At 42.4% G+C, this 19,315-nt stretch carries 16 protein-coding genes; 10 read left to right on the forward strand and 6 right to left on the reverse strand.

The features are described from left to right. Window positions 1-1,206, reverse strand: coding sequence for a Pycsar system effector family protein (locus tag FA047_RS11375; RefSeq protein WP_136836637.1), 1,206 nt, complete (start codon window positions 1,204-1,206; stop codon window positions 1-3). Window positions 1,207-1,538: 332 nt separating this feature from the next. Here FA047_RS11375 and FA047_RS11380 point away from each other — a divergent pair, with 332 nt between their 5' ends. The 9 genes from FA047_RS11380 to FA047_RS11415 all read left to right on the forward strand — a co-directional run bounded on the left by FA047_RS11380 (window position 1,539) and on the right by FA047_RS11415 (window position 10,170). Next, the gene (locus FA047_RS11380; protein ID WP_136836198.1) at window positions 1,539-3,938 is read left to right on the forward strand and encodes a heavy metal translocating P-type ATPase; all 2,400 of its coding nucleotides are present in this window, start codon (window positions 1,539-1,541) and stop codon (window positions 3,936-3,938) included. After that, complete coding sequence (ccoS, locus tag FA047_RS11385) at window positions 3,935-4,117, forward strand: cbb3-type cytochrome oxidase assembly protein CcoS (protein ID WP_136836199.1); 183 nt, start codon at window positions 3,935-3,937, stop codon at window positions 4,115-4,117. Before FA047_RS11380 ends, ccoS begins: the two co-directional genes overlap by 4 nt. A gap of 73 nt (window positions 4,118-4,190) precedes the next feature. Further along, window positions 4,191-6,302, forward strand: a complete 2,112-nt coding sequence (ccoN, locus tag FA047_RS11390) for a cytochrome-c oxidase, cbb3-type subunit I (RefSeq protein WP_136836200.1) — start codon at window positions 4,191-4,193, stop codon at window positions 6,300-6,302. Between the two features lie 19 nt (window positions 6,303-6,321). Continuing rightward, window positions 6,322-6,489 (forward strand): hypothetical protein, encoded by a 168-nt coding sequence (locus FA047_RS20500; RefSeq protein ID WP_169304390.1) that lies wholly within the window; start codon window positions 6,322-6,324, stop codon window positions 6,487-6,489. Then, complete coding sequence (locus tag FA047_RS11395) at window positions 6,486-7,283, forward strand: cbb3-type cytochrome c oxidase N-terminal domain-containing protein (protein WP_136836201.1); 798 nt, start codon at window positions 6,486-6,488, stop codon at window positions 7,281-7,283. Before FA047_RS20500 ends, FA047_RS11395 begins: the two co-directional genes overlap by 4 nt. Further along, window positions 7,283-8,680 (forward strand): cytochrome c oxidase accessory protein CcoG, encoded by a 1,398-nt coding sequence (gene ccoG, locus FA047_RS11400; RefSeq protein ID WP_136836202.1) that lies wholly within the window; start codon window positions 7,283-7,285, stop codon window positions 8,678-8,680. Before FA047_RS11395 ends, ccoG begins: the two co-directional genes overlap by 1 nt. Window positions 8,681-8,684: 4 nt before the next feature. Continuing rightward, entirely contained in the window at window positions 8,685-9,110 is a 426-nt protein-coding gene (locus FA047_RS11405; protein WP_136836203.1) for a FixH family protein, read from the forward strand. Beyond that, window positions 9,107-9,790, forward strand: coding sequence for a sulfite exporter TauE/SafE family protein (locus FA047_RS11410; protein ID WP_136836204.1), 684 nt, complete (start codon window positions 9,107-9,109; stop codon window positions 9,788-9,790). The genes FA047_RS11405 and FA047_RS11410 overlap by 4 nt, the downstream gene beginning before the upstream one ends. A 5-nt stretch (window positions 9,791-9,795) precedes the next feature. Continuing rightward, the gene (locus FA047_RS11415; RefSeq protein WP_136836205.1) at window positions 9,796-10,170 is read left to right on the forward strand and encodes a group III truncated hemoglobin; all 375 of its coding nucleotides are present in this window, start codon (window positions 9,796-9,798) and stop codon (window positions 10,168-10,170) included. 24 nt (window positions 10,171-10,194) lie between these two features. Here the strand turns inward: FA047_RS11415 and hemN are convergent, their stop codons facing one another. From hemN to FA047_RS11430, 3 genes are all read right to left on the reverse strand, one after another. Then, window positions 10,195-11,559 (reverse strand): oxygen-independent coproporphyrinogen III oxidase, encoded by a 1,365-nt coding sequence (gene hemN / locus FA047_RS11420; RefSeq protein WP_136836206.1) that lies wholly within the window; start codon window positions 11,557-11,559, stop codon window positions 10,195-10,197. After that, window positions 11,549-12,022, reverse strand: a complete 474-nt coding sequence (locus tag FA047_RS11425; protein WP_136836207.1) for a Rossmann-fold NAD(P)-binding domain-containing protein — start codon at window positions 12,020-12,022, stop codon at window positions 11,549-11,551. Before FA047_RS11425 ends, hemN begins: the two co-directional genes overlap by 11 nt. Before the next feature lie 110 nt (window positions 12,023-12,132). After that, entirely contained in the window at window positions 12,133-13,317 is a 1,185-nt protein-coding gene (locus FA047_RS11430; protein WP_136836208.1) for a PAS domain-containing sensor histidine kinase, read from the reverse strand. Window positions 13,318-13,452: 135 nt separating this feature from the next. Between FA047_RS11430 and FA047_RS11435 the strand changes: the two genes are divergently transcribed. Beyond that, the gene (locus tag FA047_RS11435; protein ID WP_136836209.1) at window positions 13,453-15,237 is read left to right on the forward strand and encodes a hypothetical protein; all 1,785 of its coding nucleotides are present in this window, start codon (window positions 13,453-13,455) and stop codon (window positions 15,235-15,237) included. Here FA047_RS11435 and FA047_RS11440 read toward each other — a convergent pair. Both FA047_RS11440 and FA047_RS11445 read right to left on the reverse strand, forming a co-directional pair. Further along, window positions 15,214-16,332 (reverse strand): DUF4185 domain-containing protein, encoded by a 1,119-nt coding sequence (locus FA047_RS11440; protein WP_136836210.1) that lies wholly within the window; start codon window positions 16,330-16,332, stop codon window positions 15,214-15,216. The genes FA047_RS11435 and FA047_RS11440 overlap by 24 nt on opposite strands. A gap of 25 nt (window positions 16,333-16,357) precedes the next feature. Further along, window positions 16,358-19,288, reverse strand: a complete 2,931-nt coding sequence (locus tag FA047_RS11445) for a DEAD/DEAH box helicase (protein ID WP_136836211.1) — start codon at window positions 19,286-19,288, stop codon at window positions 16,358-16,360. Window positions 19,289-19,315: the final 27 nt, after the last annotated feature.

Raw genomic sequence — 19,315 nt, forward strand, 5'->3', positions numbered from 1 at the left:
CTACATAGTCACTGCCGCAGCAGCTACGATAAACGCAAGTACAGCAGCTATAATTCCAAACATAAATACATTATATGCGACTCTAAGCAATCTGTATTTACGTCCCAGCACCACACCCTGAGAATAAACATCCTTAATGAGGCTTCCGTAAAGAAAATCACGGTCATCCATTAACTTAATCATTCCATTCTCGTAGTCAGGAAGGCTCATCCTGTAAAAATTACCAAAAAACAATAGGTTCACACGTTTTGCTTTGATATCATCCGCAGTAAATACCCCCTCAGGTATTGATGGCCTGGTGGCTAAGATCGAGAATACCATAGTAACCACACAGATGATCAGCAGCAATAATGTCGGAATAATCAAATGAGGGTTATCTTCAAGTTTACGCAGCAGCAAACTCAATATAACTGAGAGTATGATCGAGTTTGTAGAGATCATAATATGCGCTTTATTGTCAGCCATATCACTCAAACGCTGATGATTGGTGGAAGTGATCCTAAACATGGTCTCTACCCCGCGCTCCGGCCTTTCATTCTTCTTTTTTTTCTCTTCTTTCTGCTCCTCTTTGGCAAGTGAGATATTAGTATCTTTTATAACTTCCAATTTCTTTTCGTTCATTTTACTTTCTAATTCGGCCAGATTAGCTGCCTTTTTCTCATTTAATAACTCCTGACAGTAATCAGTATGGTAATGATGCACCTTAAAAAGCGCTATGGTTTTTTCTCTCCAGCGTCCCTTGTCTACTTTGTATCCGGTAAAAGCTTCCACCTCGCTACGCATTAACTTGTTTTTTTCTTTAAAGCTTTCACCTCCGAGATGAAACAAATCGGCATCACAAACAATCTGCTGCAATAACCCTTCGGGTTGCTGGGGCATCTTTGTTGCCAGGATGCATCCTTTTACTTCATCTATTACATCCTGATCCACGCCTCTTTCTTTTAAAAACTGATCTGCAAGCTCGGCTCCTTTTGCCTCATGTTGTCCGCAGTCTACCATATACCCAAGATCATGAAACCAGCAGGCCGCGGTTACAATAAAGAAATCCTTATCAGATAACTGGTAGTGATTCCCTATCCTTACTGCATTTTCAACAACCTGTTCTGTATGGTGTAAATTATGGTAGATAAACCTTTCATCCTTATTGGATTGAAAAAGATTTGCAACATGAGCGCGTAGTTGATCTAATATTTCCCGGTACTGCATCTTAATGACTGGCTTTTTGTTGTATAAATATGAGGGTTTTTTATTAATAAAGTCGTAGTTGAAGCTATAATTTGTCTTCATGACACACTTGTGTTAGTTCCCTGCTTATTAGGTCATCGCTCCACGCGCTCTCCACGTGTGCTCCACGTGTCGTCCACGCGTGGTCCACCCACAGGTGGTCAGGTTATGGTGAATGCCTCTTCGAATTGTGTGCTATCTACTCTTTTTAGTCAAAAGAAATAGAGATAGTGATATACGTCACTATTGTCCCTGACTACCGTCATCTAAAATTCTACACCGGGTCCTGAACTTTGGAAATATTGACTTTGATCATGTTTACAGAAAAGACCGCTGCCATAGAGACCCAATGTTACCATTGCGGAGATGACTTGCCATCTAACCCTTATGCTATTGATGACCGGCAGTTCTGCTGCCTGGGATGCCAGGGAGTATACAGAATTCTTTCAGAAAACAACCTCTGCAGCTATTATGCTTACAATGATGTGCCTGGACAAACGCAAAAACAGCCGGCAGCACATTTTGAATATCTGGATGAACCGAGCATCCTGGCGGATCTTGTGGATTACATGGATGAAAGAAATACTGTCATCACGCTGTATATTCCCGCCATACACTGTAGTTCCTGTATATGGTTACTGGAAAACCTGTATAAAATCAACCCGGCTATCAGGGAGTCGAGGATCGACTTCCTGAAAAAGACTGTAAAAATCACTTTTAAAAACCAGGATATATCCCTAAGGAAAGTTGTAGAAACATTGGTTTCAATAGGTTACGAACCCTTAATCTCTTCGCAGGATCTTGTTAAGAAACAGCAGTCAGATCGCTCTGAAAGAAATCTGGTTCCGAAAATTGCTGTTGCGGGATTTTGCTTCGGCAATGTAATGCTCTTTAGCTTCCCTGACTATTTCGGACTTTCGCAGCTTGAAAACGAATTCAGGACATTTTTTGGATGGTTAAACATTGCTTTCTGCATTCCTGTAACTTTTTACAGTGGTCGTGATTATTTCATTTCTGCATATACCAATTTAAAAAACAGGGTGCTTAACCTTGATTTCCCACTGGCTCTGGGCATAGCCGTCATGTTCATCCGCACGCTTGCGGAAATCATTACCGATACAGGTGCAGGATTTGCGGATACTTTATGTGGATTGGTTTTCTTTCTCCTGATTGGCAAATGGATGCAGCAGCGTACCTATCACCACCTTTCTTTTGAGCGGGATTACCGGTCATATTTCCCCGTTGCGGTGACCATGATTAAAGAGAATAAAACCAAACCGCTTCCGCTTAGCGAATTGAAACAGGGCGACAGGATCCTGATCAGGAACAATGAAATTATTCCCGCAGATGCCATCCTGTTAAAAGGAGAAGCAGAAATTGACTTTAGCTTTGTCACAGGTGAAGCTATCCCCGTAAATAAGACCCTGGGTGAAATTGTATATGCAGGCGGCCGCCAACTCGGCAGCGCCATAGAACTCGAAGTCATCAAACCTGTGTCTCAGAGCTACCTGACCAGCCTGTGGAACAACGAAACTTTCTTCTCTGAAAAAGACCGCATCAAAACCTTTAGTGATACCACCAGCAGATATTTTAGTATCGTATTGCTGCTCATCGCAGGAGGATCCGGCACTTACTGGATGTTTGCAGCTGACACAGCAAAAGCCGTTGCTTCATTTACGGCAGTACTGATTATTGCCTGCCCTTGTGCCCTTGCATTAAGTTCCCCTTTTACGCTTGCAGCAGTACTCAGCATATTCGACAGGAATAAATTTTACCTTAAAAGCACGGCGGTAGTAGAAGAACTGGCACGTATAGACACCTTTGTATTTGATAAGACGGGAACCATTACCAACCCTGAGGTTGCAGGAATTGCTTTTAAAGGCAACATCACTGTCGCGCAAAAACAGCTGGTCAATGACTTGGCGGTCAACTCTGGTCATCCGCTGAGCAGAGAGCTGGTGAAGTTGCTGAATATAAAAAAATGTTTTTCGGTAGACGATTACGGAGAAAAAATTGGAAGAGGAATCAGCGGAAGAATCAATGGTAATGAAGTGAAATTGGGAAGTTCCGCTTTTATTGGTCTGCCGCTGATCAACTCTCCAATGAGTAGTGCTGTACATGTCATGACCAATGGTGAATACCTTGGATACTTCCTGTTTGAGCAGCAGTGGCGCAAAGGTTTCAAAGACCTGATCTTTAAGCTAGGCAAATGGGCAGATCTTCACCTGGTATCCGGTGACCAGGACCACGACAAAAAGGCTTTGATTCCTTTTTTCCCTACCGCACAGCAAATGCTTTTTCAGCAAACACCACAACATAAACTGGATTATATCCGCAGTCTGCAAAATAAGGGTAAGAAAATAATGATGCTGGGTGATGGCTTAAATGATGCGGGGGCATTGCGGCAGAGCAATGTAGGCGTAGCCGTGACGGACAACATCAACAACTTTTCGCCAGACTGCGACGCGATTCTTGATGGCGCGAGCTTTCACAAATTACCCTTGTTTATCCGACAAGCAAAAGATGCGGTAACAGTGATACATGCCAGTTTTGCTATATCGCTGACTTACAACACACTGGGCCTGTACTTTGCTGTACAGGGTATGCTTTCACCGCTCATTGCAGCAGTGCTGATGCCTGTAAGTACAGTGACCATCATACTTTTCACCAGCATCGCAACAAGGCTGTATGCACGTAAAAACAAATTGTTATGAACATGATCTACTTCCTGATAGGGTGCAGCATATTGCTGGCGCTTATCTTTTTAGCTGCGTTTTTCTGGGCCAGCAAAACCGGGCAGCATGATGACACCTATACTCCTGCGGTACGCATCCTTTTTGAAGATGAAATGCAGCCTGAAAACCAGACAAAAAGTGACGAAGATCAGTTTTAGCCAAAACACTGGTCATTCTCTGGAAAGATGCGCTGCGCTAGCTTTACACATATAAACCATTCATTATTTGAACATGACTGAAAAATTTTACTACGACAACAAAATCGTCAGAAACTTTGCCATAGCCACTATTGTATGGGGTATTATAGGCATGACAGTCGGACTCCTGGTCGCCATGCAGCTTTTCAAGCCCGCATTGAACATGGGTTCCCAATACACTACATTCGGCCGTATCAGGCCTTTGCATACCAATGCAGTGATCTTTGCTTTTGTTGGTAATGCCATTTTCATGGGCGTATACTATTCGCTGCAGAGATTACTCAAAGCTCGTATGTTCAGCGATGTACTCAGCAAGATCCATTTCTGGGGCTGGCAGCTGATCATTGTATCAGCGGTAATCACCCTGCCGCTTGGCTTATCTTCTTCTCATGAGTATGCCGAACTGGAATGGCCGATCGATATCGCAATCACATTGATCTGGGTGGTATTTGGGGTAAATATGTTTGGTACCATTTTTAAACGAAGAGAGAAACACATGTATGTAGCGATCTGGTTTTATATAGCCACTTTCGTTACCGTAGCAGTGCTGCACATCGTCAACTCCTTCCAGCTTCCGATATCTGCTTTCAAAAGTTATTATTTATACGCAGGGGTACAAGATGCTCTGGTACAGTGGTGGTATGGTCACAATGCTGTAGCGTTTTTCTTAACTACCCCTTACCTGGGCATGATGTATTACTTCCTGCCAAAAATGGCCGGACGACCGGTTTATTCTTACAAACTAAGTATCCTGCACTTCTGGTCACTCATCTTCATTTACATCTGGGCAGGTCCGCACCACTTACTTTATACATCTCTTCCAGGATGGGCACAATCATTAGGTGTTGCCTTCTCCATCATGCTGATCGCACCAAGCTGGGGCGGGATGATCAATGGCTTGCTTACCCTTAGAGGAGCCTGGGATAAAGTCCGTGAAGATGCTACATTGAAATTTATGGTGGTAGGTCTGACTGCTTATGGCATGGCCACTTTTGAAGGCCCAATGCTGGCTTTAAAACAGATCAATGCAATTGCTCACTATACGGACTGGATCGTAGCACACGTACACGTGGGTGCCCTGGGATGGAACGGATTCCTCACTTTCGGCATCTTATACTGGTTGATTCCAAGAATCTACAGAACTCCGCTATGGTCTAAAAAACTGGCTGGCTTCCACTTCTGGATCGGAACACTGGGGATCATATTTTATGCAGTACCACTTTATTTCGCAGGTTTCACACAAGGTTTGATGTGGAAAGAATTTACCGAAGATGGCATGTTAAAATACCCCAACTTCCTGGAAACTGTAATCCAGATCATCCCAATGTATGCGTTGAGGGCTATTGGAGGAGCATTTTATCTGATCGGCGTAATTGTAATGACTTACAACCTAATAAAGACCGTAAGGACAGGCAAACTACTGGCCAATGAACCAGCCGAAGCGATGGCACTTGCCAAAGATTACCAGCCTCAGGGCAGCGAGAAAAAATTACACAGGGTATTGGAACGTAAGCCTATGGTGTTTCTTGTGCTTTCTCTCATCGTCATCCTCATCGGCGGTATGGTAGAGATGATGCCTACGTTCACCATCAAATCCAATATTCCTACCATCAGCAGTGTTAAGCCTTATTCTCCGTTGGAACTGCAGGGCCGCGACTTATATATCAGGGAAGGCTGTGTAAACTGTCATTCTCAAATGATTCGTCCCTTCCGCTCGGAAACAGAACGTTATGGCGAATACAGCAAGGCTGGTGAATTTGTGTATGATCATCCGCATCTATGGGGATCTAAGCGCACAGGACCTGATTTGCAGCGAGAGGGCGGAAAATATGGTAACGTATGGCACTTTAACCACATGCTGGATCCGCAAACCATGTCACCGGGCAGCATCATGCCTCCCTACGAATGGCTCATCACACAGCAGCTGGATACGACTACAACCAGATCAAAGATCAATGCAATGCGCACATTGGGTGTCCCATACGAATTGGGATATGAAATTGAAGCAAACAAAGACCTGGATAAGCAGGCAAAAAGTATTGCTGCCGACCTTAAAAACAACAATGTAAGGGTGGCGAGCGACAAGGAGATAATTGCCCTTATTGCTTATCTGCAACGTTTGGGAACTGACATTAAAGCAAAATAACACATTAAATAACAAGCATATGTTTAAGCAATTTTTAGATCAGGTAGATGGCAATCAGGGCTATCTGATCACTTCACTGGGAATATTCATGCTTTTTTTCATCGTCGTCGCCATTCTGCTGATCGTCATGAAAAAAGATGAAGTGAAATACATGAGTGAATTACCCTTAAATGATGAAGAAAAATGACCGATATGTTGATCTGGGCCTTACTGTTTACCGCAATAATTATCCTGGTTGTTTCGGTACTGGTTTTAAAAGTAATCAGGCTCTTTGTACAGGAAAGTATCAATCCGACAAGTTTTGCAACGGAAGCAGAAAAAGCAGCATACCGCGTGCAAAAAGAGCAACTGCAGCTGGAGAGGAAAGCTAAACCATCCATCTGGAACAGGATTATGGGATTAAAGCCTATATCCGAAGAAAAAGACCTGATGATGGATCATGAGTTTGATGGCATTGCGGAGCTGGACAACCCCACTCCTGCCTGGTTTATGGTACTTTTCTACGGTACGATGATTTTTGCTGTCGTATATATGTTCAGCTACCACGTGATGGACTGGGGCAAATTGCAGGAAGATGAATATGCCGCTGAATTGCAGCAGGCAGAAGACGACCGCATTGCGCTATTGCAAAAACCAGGCAATAAAGCCAATAAGGTGAATGAAACCAATGTGGAAGCATCTACAGATGCTGCTGTACTGCAAGCGGGAGGCGCTTTATTCAAGAATGTGTGCGCCCCTTGTCATGGCGAGCAGGGACAAGGACTGGTCGGCCCTAACCTGACCGATAAATTTTGGCTGCACGGGGCAAGCATCAAAGAAATCTTCAAAACGATTAAATATGGTGTACCTGAAAAGGGCATGATCGCATGGGAGAAAACTATGAATGCCAAACAGATTGCTGAGATCAGCAGTTACATTTTATCGATTCAGGGAAGCAATCCTGCAGGTGCAAAAGCTCCTCAGGGTACAAAACAACCATAATGTCACAGAGCCCGGCACATTTCAGAACACAACTTTCAACCCTTACCGACGATGGTACAAAGCGAAAATGGCTTTATCCTCGGGTAGAAAAAGGAAAGCTGTACCATTACCGAAGCCGACTCAGCTATTTCTTTCTGACTCTATTGTTTGCCGCTCCGTTCATCAGACTAAACGGCGAACAAGTGATTTTGTTAAATGTGTTGGAAAGGAAGTTTGTGTTCTTTGGGGTGATCTTCTGGCCACAGGATTTCTACTTATTTGTACTGGCTCTGCTTACTTTCATTGTTTTCGTGGTCTTGTTTACCGTTGTCTTTGGCCGAGTATTTTGCGGTTGGGCATGCCCCCAGACCATATTCCTGGAAATGGTGTTCCGTAAAATTGAAATCTGGATTGAAGGCGGCCAGTTCAAACGCAGAAAACTTGACGAAGGTCCGCTTACGTCAGAGAAAATCTTTAAAAAAGGCTTTAAACACCTGATTTACCTTAGCATCTCATTCCTGATCGCCAATGTATTCCTGGCTTATATCATCAGTTCAGCGGCACTCATAAAAATCATTACCGAGCCGGTAAATCTGCATTTGTCCGGGTTCATTTCTATCTGTGTATTCACCATTGTATTTTATCTGGTGTTTTCCAGAATGCGCGAACTGGTATGTACGGTAGTATGTCCGTACGGGCGTTTACAGGGTGTGCTGTTAGACAACCAGAGCATAATAGTGGCTTACGACTATGAACGCGGAGAACCAAGATCTAAACGCATCAAGGACAGTGAAAACCAAAAGGGAGATTGTATAGATTGCAAACTATGTGTTGATGTTTGCCCTACAGGCATCGACATTCGCAATGGCACACAAATGGAATGTGTAAACTGTACCGCCTGCATCGATGCCTGCGATATGGTGATGGAAAAGATCAACAGACCTATAAGATTGATTGGCTTCAAATCTGAGGACGAGATCAGGGATAGGAATAGCTTTAAGCTCAATAAACGCGTCTATGCATATTCGGCTGTATTGATTGCGCTTATTGGTGTACTCTCTTATTTACTCATCACAAGAAGTGACATCAAGACTACGATCCTAAGAGCTAATGGAACACTTTATCAAATAAGAGATGATAATCAGACAATAAGCAATTTATACAATGCAGAACTCATCAATAAAACAAGTAACGGATTGAAGTTCCACATCATCCCGAACAATCCTAAAGCGAAGATCCAGTATATACAAACTCAGGACTCCATAGCGTATGGAGGAGTAGCTAAACTGACCTTCTTTGTGATCCTTCCTCAAAGCGAGATCAAAAAATACAAGACTGAAATTAGCTTCAGACTGGTATCCGGAGAAAAGACACTGGATCTTTTTGAAACCACATTTATCGCACCACCTAACCATTAAGTATATGAACTGGGGAACAAAATTAATGATCGGAATGGGCATGTTTATGGCCTTTATCGTTGTACTGGCTGTATTGATGTTCAATAGCAAAACTGATGCTCTGGTAGATATGGATTACTACGAAAAAGGTCTGAACTACGATGAAGAATACAACAGCAAGGAACAGGTAAAAACAGACAATGCAGCACCTGATATTCAGTTGTCGCCCGAAGGCATAGTACTTGGATTTAAGAACAGCGCCGTTGGAAACATCAGACTAATGCGGGTTTCAGATAAGAAATTGGATAAAAAGATAAGTTTTGAGACCAATCCCGATCGTGAATTCGCAGTAGTTACAACAGAAATGGTTAAAGGCCGGTGGCGATTGATCATCAGCTGGAATAGCGAAGAAAAATCATACTTATATGAACAGGAGGTAAACCTGCAATGAGTAATGACAAACTGGCTTTTATGATCGGACTTCTGGGTAGCCTGCACTGTATTGGTATGTGCGGGCCACTTGCTTTTGCAGTACCTTCCCTTAGAAACGGCTGGCTGTATGTGGCGGTCGACAAACTTAGCTATCAGTTTGGCAGGATCATCTCCTATTGTATGTTGGGCCTGATCATTGGAATAATCGGGCGGCAGATCTGGATTTCGGGATTTCAGCAGTTCATTAGTATACTCAGTGGCGTCCTGATTCTTATAGCGGCGATATCACGGATAACCAAACTACCCTACTTCAGCAAAAGCCCCTCTTTTTTATTGAAACCCTTTAACCGTTTGTTCAACTGTGCATTGAAACATAAGGCCAACCACCTGATTATTGGGCTTGTAAATGGCTTCTTACCTTGTGGATTTGTATATCTTGCACTTGCCGGAGCATTAAATACCGGAAATATACAAAATGCGGTATCATACATGTTTTGGTTTGGTCTAGGCACCGTACCTTTGATGTTCATTGCTACATTCAGCATGGGTTTTACAGGACAACTAGTGAGGAAGAAAATAAACAAAGTCATCCCCTACATGATGCTCTGCCTGGGGGTCTGGTTTATTCTGAGGGGATTGGAACTGAACATACCGTATTTAAGTCCACCAGCCACTAATGAAGCGGCAATATGTAAATAACTAAAATGAGAGACATAGAGAATAGAGAAGACATACAATACCTGGTAGAAGCCTTTTACGAGAAAGCCCTGAAAGACGAAATTATAGGCCCTGTTTTCAAAGCGGCTCACTTTTCCCTTGAAGCACACATTCCTGTAATGGTCACCTTCTGGGAGACGATTTTACTGGACGTGGTCACTTATAAAGGAAATCCGATGCTGAAGCATATTGCACTAGACAAAACTGTTCCATTGGAACCTGAGCATTTTGCGCGATGGATGAGCATTTGGACAACAACCGTAGCTCAGAAATTTGATGGGCTCAATGCTCAGCAGGCTATAAACAGGGCTGATTCTATTGCAAAGCTCATGCAATTTAAGATAGAATCAAACAGAAAATAACAGCATTTGTAGCAGGGTAGATTCTTACCCTGCTACACTGAAAAGCTGTGTCTCCGGCTGCTGATTATATAGCCGTGCATCAAGGCTCATGCAAATGTTTCTCAAAAAGCGTTTTCCGAATGGAGTAACACTTAAATATTCTTCAGACAAAATAACCAAACCATCCTGAGCCAGCCAACGCATACGCTCTAAACCCTGCACAAAAGCTTCGTTTCTTTCTTCAGGCAATTGCCACGAGGTATATCCCCTGCACATGATATTGATGATGTGCTTACGGATTACCATATCCTCCTCATCGAGGATATGTCCTTTTAAAACAGGCAGACGACCCTGGTTAACAATGTTCGTATATTCTTCTACCTTCTTTACATTCTGGGAAAAAGCACTCCAGGTATCACTAATAGATGAAACACCAAGACCGATCATGAGTTTGCTGTAGTGATGGGTATAACCCATAAAATTGCGGTGCAGCTTCCCCTGTTCTCCTGCTTTATACAGGCTATCTGTACTCAGCGTAAAATGATCCATGCCGATTTCTACATAACCTCCATCTTTCAGCAACTGCCGGCCCAGCTCGTACAATTCCTGCTTCTGTTCAGCCGTAGGGAGATCCTGCTCAGAAAAATGTCTTTGTCCTGGTTTCATCCAGGGCACGTGTGCATAACTGTAAAACGCAATGCGATCTGGTTTCAGTCTGAGCACTTCGTTCATCGTATTTCTTAATCCCTGTATAGTCTGCAAAGGAAGACCATAAATCAGATCATAGTTGACCGAATAGTACCCGGCCTTACGAGCCAGTTCCGTAACAGTCTCTACATCGGCTACGCTCTGCACTCGGTTAATGATCCGCTGCACCCTGACATCAAAGTCCTGAATGCCTAAACTGAGTCGTTTAAAACCCAGTTTTTTCAATTTTGTCAGGTGCAAGCCCGTAGTATTTGCCGGATGTGCTTCAAAACTAAACTCTGCCTCTTGATGCATGTCTGCATGCTCAAATATGCCGTTTAGCAGTAAGGCCAGATTTTTAGGACTGAAAAAAGTTGGTGTACCACCTCCAAGATGCAGTTCACGGATGACCGGACGTGTATCAAACAAATTGACATACAACTCCCATTCCTTTAAAACAGTTTCTATGTACGGGACTTCTACTTTATGATTTTTAGTGATCCTGGTATTGCATCCACAGTAAGTACACAAACTTTCACAGAAAGGCAGGTGAATATACAGACTAATACCATCCAAATGATTACTGGAGTCAAAAGTTCCTTTTACTGCATCTTTCCATTTGACTTCATCGAATGACCTGCTATCCCAATAAGGAACAGTCGGATAACTGGTGTAACGTGGTGCAGACACGCAATACTTGTTTATCAATAAATTAGTGGTCATGTTGGTGTGGTTTGCTAATTGACATTAAATCGCTGGCTTTGTTGCAAGATCTGGAACAAACACAGGAAAGTCCCAGGCAACGGTTCTGCTGCCATTTATCGAGATTTAGAATGGTTTCTGAAGCAAGGGCCAATGGAATTTCCATCGTCGTGAGGCCGGCTAAAGCGTGTTGAGGTACACCGGCCAGCCTGATCCCGTAAGCTGCAGCGACATCTTGATCAATGTGAGCGGTGGAGGTCGACCTGGTCGCAATATACTTTACACCGAGTTCAGCAAGTTTATTGATCACAGCTGCAGAAACATCATCTCCTTCGAATACGATGACCGCTTCTTTACCTGAAGCATAGCTCACAGTTTCCATACTTAAGCTATTAGAAATCAGAGTTATGTCGTGCTTTTTATGATTAGCTATAGCCAGAGACTCTTTCTCCGATGACTTGATACTGTATGCGACTACTTTCATGCGAACTTGATTTTAAAATCAAAATTAGCAGTATGAAGTGTTCCCGGGAATGAGCGCGGTCAACCAGAAAAGTGATGTTTATCAATTTCTTTGCCCGGTCGGCAGGAATGCTATCTCCTAAAAGAAAGCTTAAAGGTTGTTTCTTTATTGATTACGCTTTCAAAATACAGCGAACCATCCATCAGAGAGACGTAGCGACGTACAATATTAAGCCCTAACCCTGTACCAGGAATGTTTCCAATGTTATTGGCCCTGAAAAAGGGCTGAAACAAGTGTTTTTGATCTGATTCTGGAATACCGATTCCATTATCCCTTACAGTTACAGTGCATTCATGATCATTGATCTCCGTATTGAACTCTATGAAAGTATTTTCACCTGAGTATTTTATGGAATTAGAAATCAGATTGATCATACAGTTCCGAATCAGATTTTGATCGAGATTCACCATACTTGTAAGCCCTGTATGTTGATAAATTATATTCTGGTTCTGCTTGGCAATCAATTGCATTTCCTCAGTTACCTCTTCAGAAAGTTTAACCAGATCAAAGAAAGAAAAAGCTGGCTCTACCTTCCCGGCTTCCAATCGCTCAAGAGACAGAAAGTCATTCAGAATGGTAGTAAGATTACCTACCGCATTCTTGATTTTCCCCACATGTTTCGTGATACTTTCATTTTCAAAAGGATGAGCATATTTTTCAATCAGTGAAGCAGAAAGCTGAACAGAACTTAAAGGCGTCCGGAATTCATGAGAGGCCATAGAAACAAAGCGGCTTTTCATCTGGTTCAGTTCCTTTTCTTTTTCCAGCGACAGACTCACTTCTTCTTTTGCCGCACTCAGCGCCTTTACAGTCTTCTTTAATGATTTGGTACGTTCTTCTACCAGTTCTTCCAGCTCCGCAGCATATTCGCGCAGTCGTTCTTCTGCTTCTTTCTCTTTGGAAAGATCGTGAATAAAGCCTGTATAGATGATCCTGTCGTCATATTGAACTTCACTTACCGCCAGTCTGAAAGGGAAAGTGGTACCGTTTTTTCGTAGACCCCTCACTTCTCTACCCTTGCCTATGATGCGTTTTTCCCTGGTAGTCTGGTAGCGTTCAATATAACCGTCATGACCGCTCTTATCTGGCTCAGGCATCAGCATTTTGATGTTTTTGCCTTTTACCTCTTCAATAGTATAGCCAAATAGCTTAAGTGCAGCCGGATTAAGACTTTCTATATTCCCACGATTGTCGATGGTAATGATACCGTCGATTGCTGTTTCAATAATTGCTTCTAATAACCTGGCTTGCTCCATACACGACTTTTCACAAATATACAATTTGAATGGTATTGATTTATTACCCCAATCATGCTAAAACATGACGTCCATCATATTTTAAGTTAAAAATACTCGGCTATTTTGCACCTGAAATCAATGTCAACAAAACGCATGAACCATACTTTTCATATTCCTGTCTTAGGCCTCGGTTATTCTATAGATACTCCTTTAAAAATTGCCCGTTTTGGGATTTCATCTGTTGTCTCCATTGTAGACGATGAACTGATTGAACGTATGAGAAAATTTCATATGGAACAAAACGGGGAAAGGTTTGAGCAAATCGAAAAGAAAAAAGAAGACAGCAGGGCGCTTCGCATTACTGCCTATCTGAACCTGCTGAACAGACTCGTAAATAAACAACTTTCAAAGCTGAAGGAAGAAGAATTTAAAGAAGGAACAGATCTGACAACGTATTTTGAATTACTACCTGAACATTCAGCACTTAAAACCGCCTATCTCCGTATGTTGCAAATCAATGGAGCAGAGAGGTTAATGATAGAAAAGGAATTAAAAGCATCAATACAGGCAGGAAAAATTGATGTAAACATCATGTCTAAGGTAGACAAAGCGAATTATAACTCTGCTGATGAATACCTGGGCGACGATTATACCGATGCGCTGGCAGCGATGCGTGGCTTCGCCAATAGCAGCCTTAATGCTGCTGTAATAATATCAGCGGGGCTAAATCCAAGATTATATGGGTATATGGAGCAATGTGCATGTTTTTATCCGGATCTATCGGGATTAGTAACAAAAAAGATCATACTCAAGGTAAGCGATTTCAGATCAGCTATGATCCAGGCTAAAATGCTTGCAAAGAAAGGATTATGGGTATCGGAATTCAGGGTAGAATCAGGTCTGAACTGCGGAGGACACGCATTTGCAACTGAAGGCTTCTTACTAGGTCCTATACTGGAGGAATTTAAAGAAAAACGTGCAGTACTGGCAAAGGAACTGTATGAAATGTATAGCATTGTTCTTATCAGCAAAGGATTCGCAGCACTAACGATGCCTTTACAAAAGATCACCGCACAAGGAGGAATAGGAACAGCGGAAGAGCATGCATTTTTGCTCAACTACTATCAATTGGATGCCGCAGGCTGGGGCAGCCCATTTTTACTGGTACCGGAGGCCACAAATGTAGATGAAAACACCCTCCTAAGACTAGAACAAGCCGAAAAAGATGATTTTTACCTGAGTAACTCTTCTCCGCTTGGCGTCCTGTTCAACAACTTCAGGGGCAGTACGATAGAACAGCAGCGGCTCGACCGTATCGCTAAAGGAAGACCGGGAAGCCCATGCACGAAGAAATTCCTCTGCACCAATACAGAATTTACAGAATTACCGATTTGTACAGCTTCCAGGGAATACCAGCATTTGAAAATCAAACAGCTGTATGAAATGAACCTAACACCCGAAAATCACAGTAAGCAATTTGACGCAGTAACCGAAAAGGTTTGCCTCTGCGAAGGGCTGTGTGCATCGGCATACCTGAAAAATAACCTCCTTAAGCCAAAAGAGAACAAGGCAATCAGTATTTGCCCCGGACCAAACCTCGCTTATTTTTCCAGGAAATACAGTTTAAAGGAAATGATCAATCATATTTATGGACGAGAAAACCTATTGGAAGACATGAGTAGACCGAACCTGTTCGTCAATGAATTGAATCTTTATGTCGATTACCTTAAAAAGGATATTGCCAGTCAGCTCAACGAAATAAATGCCAAACAAGTCAAATACTTTAATAAGTTTAAAGAACAGTTAATGAACGGCATCAATTACTATAAACGGCTGATCCCTGAAATGAGCCAGTATTCTGGCTTTTGCGTCAAAGAGATGTACGGTCAGTTACTCCAGGCCGAGCAACATTTACTACTTCAACCTGGCTTTCATTAAAAATACGTTATAAGGCTGCCACATAGACATTAGGAAGAAAAACTCATCAGTGTTTTCATAACCAGGATAAATAAAAGCACCATACAGACCTGGATATTCTGCCGCATTCGCAAGTGTTTGTTCAGCACTCCATATGCCATTAATTTCTTTTGCTGTTCTAAGGACGAGTTGATGTCTATCTTCATTCAGATAAGTAATCATCCAGCGTCTGAATCTGCTATTGTATGCGAGGGAAAGCTCACCCGCAGGAGCATCTATAATGGGATCCGCTGCTTTTTCATCTTTCAAAACCCAACCCTTTGTCTTGCTCCAGTATTCGTACCGTTCTAGCTTCAATATATCCGACTCCTTAAAGCGGGCGAGGCAAATCCCCCCCCATCTTCCTGAGACTGTGCCCGTCATGTATACATATCCTGATTTCTTAGCATAGGCTATCTGGGCAAAATTACTGGTTGCAGAAAACCGGATTTCATTACATTTTTCCCATCGCATGCCTTTATCAAAGGATCGGTATAAACCGGAATAATTGGTCTCCCAACTGCCCGGGCCACCCCACTTTCTGATGTCCATAAAATGAACATAATCCACACCTGCTATATTTACAGCTGCAGTCGGGATAGCGGTATGGCTTCCAGAGCCGTCCACAATATGTGACGAAGGAATGAGCTCATGACTGACCATACTACTAAAAGTAATTCCATCTTCTAATTGCCGGTCTTCAGTGATTCCTAATACATTAGAGCGCCAGTTACCAGCCCTGCCAGGCCCTCCTTCTTTTACAGGCTCCCAGTCTTTCCCGTAGGTATCTCCAAAAAGCAACCCTGTTTTTCCATGCCCCATATCCCATGCAATTCCAAGGTCTGTACCTCCAACATCGTAACGGTCATGAGTTTGATTTGGATTTGGCAGATGCTCACCAGGCTGTGTTTTACCTGTCACACGCGCTACACGTTTAATTTCATAAGGAACAAGGTCATTACTGTAACCTGACTTTCCTGTCTTCCTTAATGCGGTGCAGGCAAAAAATACAGACAAACTAAAAAACAAACATACTGAAGCAATGACCGGGATTCTATTTTCAGGGAAACTTACCATTTCAGTAAATTAAGTAAAATATAGCTTACAACAAATCCAGCAAGTCTTTTTTACTGAGGGATTTAAAGATGGATTCTTCGGTTTTTATCAGATCGTTCGCAATTTCCTTTTTAGATTCCTGCATCATCATGATCTTTTCCTCTACGGTATCCGGGCAAATGAGCCTGACGGCTACTACATTTTTCTTTTGTCCAATACGGTATGACCTGTCTATGGCCTGATTCTCCACCGCAGGATTCCACCATGGATCTACCAGGTAAACATAGTCTGCCTGTGTCAGGTTCAATCCCGTACCTCCTGCTTTCAGACTGATCAGAAAAACACGGATTTCAGGATTGTTTTGAAAGGACTCCACTACAGTCTGTCTGTTTCTCGTTTGTCCGGTCAGGTACTCATAGCGCACATTTCTTGCCTGAAGTTCTTCCTTTATAAGATCCAACATGGTCACGAACTGAGAAAATATCAGAATTTTATGGTGTGGCGCTTTGCTTTCAATCTGCTCCATCAGCACATCCATTTTAGCCGAAGCATTCCCGTAAAACTTATCATTGTTAAGTAAAGCGGGTGAATTACAGATTTGCCTAAGTTTGGTGATACCTTTCAACACGTGCATACTGCTTTTAGCCAGTTCATCTTCTGATCGGCCCATTAAAAAGTCACGGATTTCTTCTCTTGCACTATCGTAAATCTCCCTCTGCTGCTCCCCCATCTCACAATAAATAACGACTTCAGTCTTGTCGGGCAGTTCTTTCGCCACCTGTTCTTTTGTTCTCCTTAAGATAAAGGGATTGATTCTTTTTTGAAGTTCAGCAGCTCTTTTACTGTCCTTAAACTGGTCAATAGGCACTGAATAAATCTGTTTGAAATACTGCTTTGTTCCCAACAATCCCGGACAGGCAAAAGACAATTGACCATACAGATCAAAAGTATTGTTCTCTATAGGCGTACCGGTCAGCACAACTTTATTGCGCGACTGCAGCATACGAACTGCTTTATAACGTTGTGAATCAGGATTCTTTATAGTCTGAGATTCGTCTAAAAAAACATAATTAAACCTGTAACTTTTCAGAAAGCGTATATCTGCAAGTAAGGTACCGTATGAAGTGAGTATGATCTCATACTGATCAAAATCATGCACCACTTTAGCCCTGTCAGCTCCATAAATCGTGCGTACCTTGATAGAAGGTGCAAATTTCTCTACTTCCTTCTGCCAGTTGAAAATCAGAGAAGCTGGCACTACAATCAGATTTGTATTATGTGCTGATTTATCGCGCTGACTGAGGATAAAAGCAATTACTTGTATGGTTTTACCCAGCCCCATATCATCGGCAAGGCAAGCGCCAAAGTTAAACTCATCTAAAAAATTCAGCCAGTTCAGTCCTTCTTTCTGATACCCTCTTAATTCTGCATTCAACCCTTCAGGAACAGCAATAGTTTCAATTTCCTTAAATGCATGCAATTTAGATTTGTAATGCATCAGTTGATTCCTAACCTGCTGATCAAGCACTTCATCTTCATACAACTCTTCTACTGCGCTATAGTTGATGTTTGGCGTACGTATTGTTTCCTCCACTACTTCTCCTGCGCCAAAATAGGCAGTAAACTTTTCAATCCATTCATCGGGCAAAATACCCATGGTACCATCATCCAATTGCACAAACTTGCTTTTGTTACGAATTGATTTGTGCAGATGTTTGAGGGCGACAGTTTCCTTATTGAACTTAACCTTGATAGCTGTTTCAAACCAATCCATGCCGCTGTTGACCACAATTGAAATTTCTGCCCTGTAAGGATTTACAGGATTATTTTTCAGTTCATTGAAACCGAGTATTGCAATTCCTTTGCTGCGCCAGGCTTCAAAAGCATCCAGAAACCACCCTGCATCCAAAAAATTCTTACGGTGCAGATAAAAACAATCGGCATGTTTCTGTTCAGGAAACTCCTCCATCTGTTCCATAAACTGGGGGTGCATTTTTGCAATAATGGTAATAAACTGAAGCTCTCTTTCTTCGTCGCGGGCCAGCGTAAACATCTTACCCAGTTTGTCCTTTGATTTAATCTGCTTTTGGGAGATCACAGGAATTTCAAGACTGCCATACTTCATAACAGGCGTGAGCAGCACAAAATCTTCCGACTCCGACAGATAAAGAATCAGTTCATTTTCCAAATCAAAACCTTGTTCTATGATCTGTTTTTTTGTTGCCCGCCTCAGATAAGAATAATTGATTTTGATCTTCTCCTCCAGTACAGAAAGAATATTTTCATAAAACTCCTCATATTCTTCCCTTTCCAAAACTATGGTATCATTCTGAAATTTAAAGAAATCGATGACACTCAAAAAGTATGGATTATCAACAAGATAAAGATGGTTCTTTACCTGGATAAAATAATTGTACCTAAGCCTGATGCTTTCCAGTCCATAGGAATTGTCATCCAGCATCAGTTTACCTGAAATTTCAAAATGATCCGCTTTTTCATTCACAGAAAGAATCAGATCAGGCTTCAACGATTCCATTTTTGCAGGAAAAATTGAACTGGCGGTGATACTCGAAGCTATTTTTTCATCGTGCAGGTAAACCTCCAGATTCAGAGGATTACGCACAATAGCCTTCAGTGCATCCAGATCAGACTCTGCCCTGCTTTCAGAGTAATTGTTTTTAAACCTGGAAACTCCGGTATAGAACTTTAATTCTTCCTGTTTGTCTGTCTTCCAGACCATATCCAGGGGATCAATAAACTTGAGCGGATTTTTAAGCTTCCCATTCTGGGCCACCTCAGCTTCTGCCAGCTCGATCACAAGATGACGGTAAAAGCGGTGCTGACTCAATATCAGCGCCGTTTTCGCAAGGACGACTCCACTTCCGGAAGGCAACTTAATTGTCTTATCAGCCTTTAAAATGGCATTAAGCCTGGTTAAGTCTAGTTTCCCTGAATTTCGTTCCTCTTTATCGTTCATTGAATCTTTATCGGCAATTGATTACAG

It is taken from the genome of Pedobacter frigoris, from assembly GCF_005116445.1.
In the GTDB taxonomy this organism is placed as follows: Bacteria; Bacteroidota; Bacteroidia; order Sphingobacteriales; family Sphingobacteriaceae; genus Pedobacter; species Pedobacter frigoris.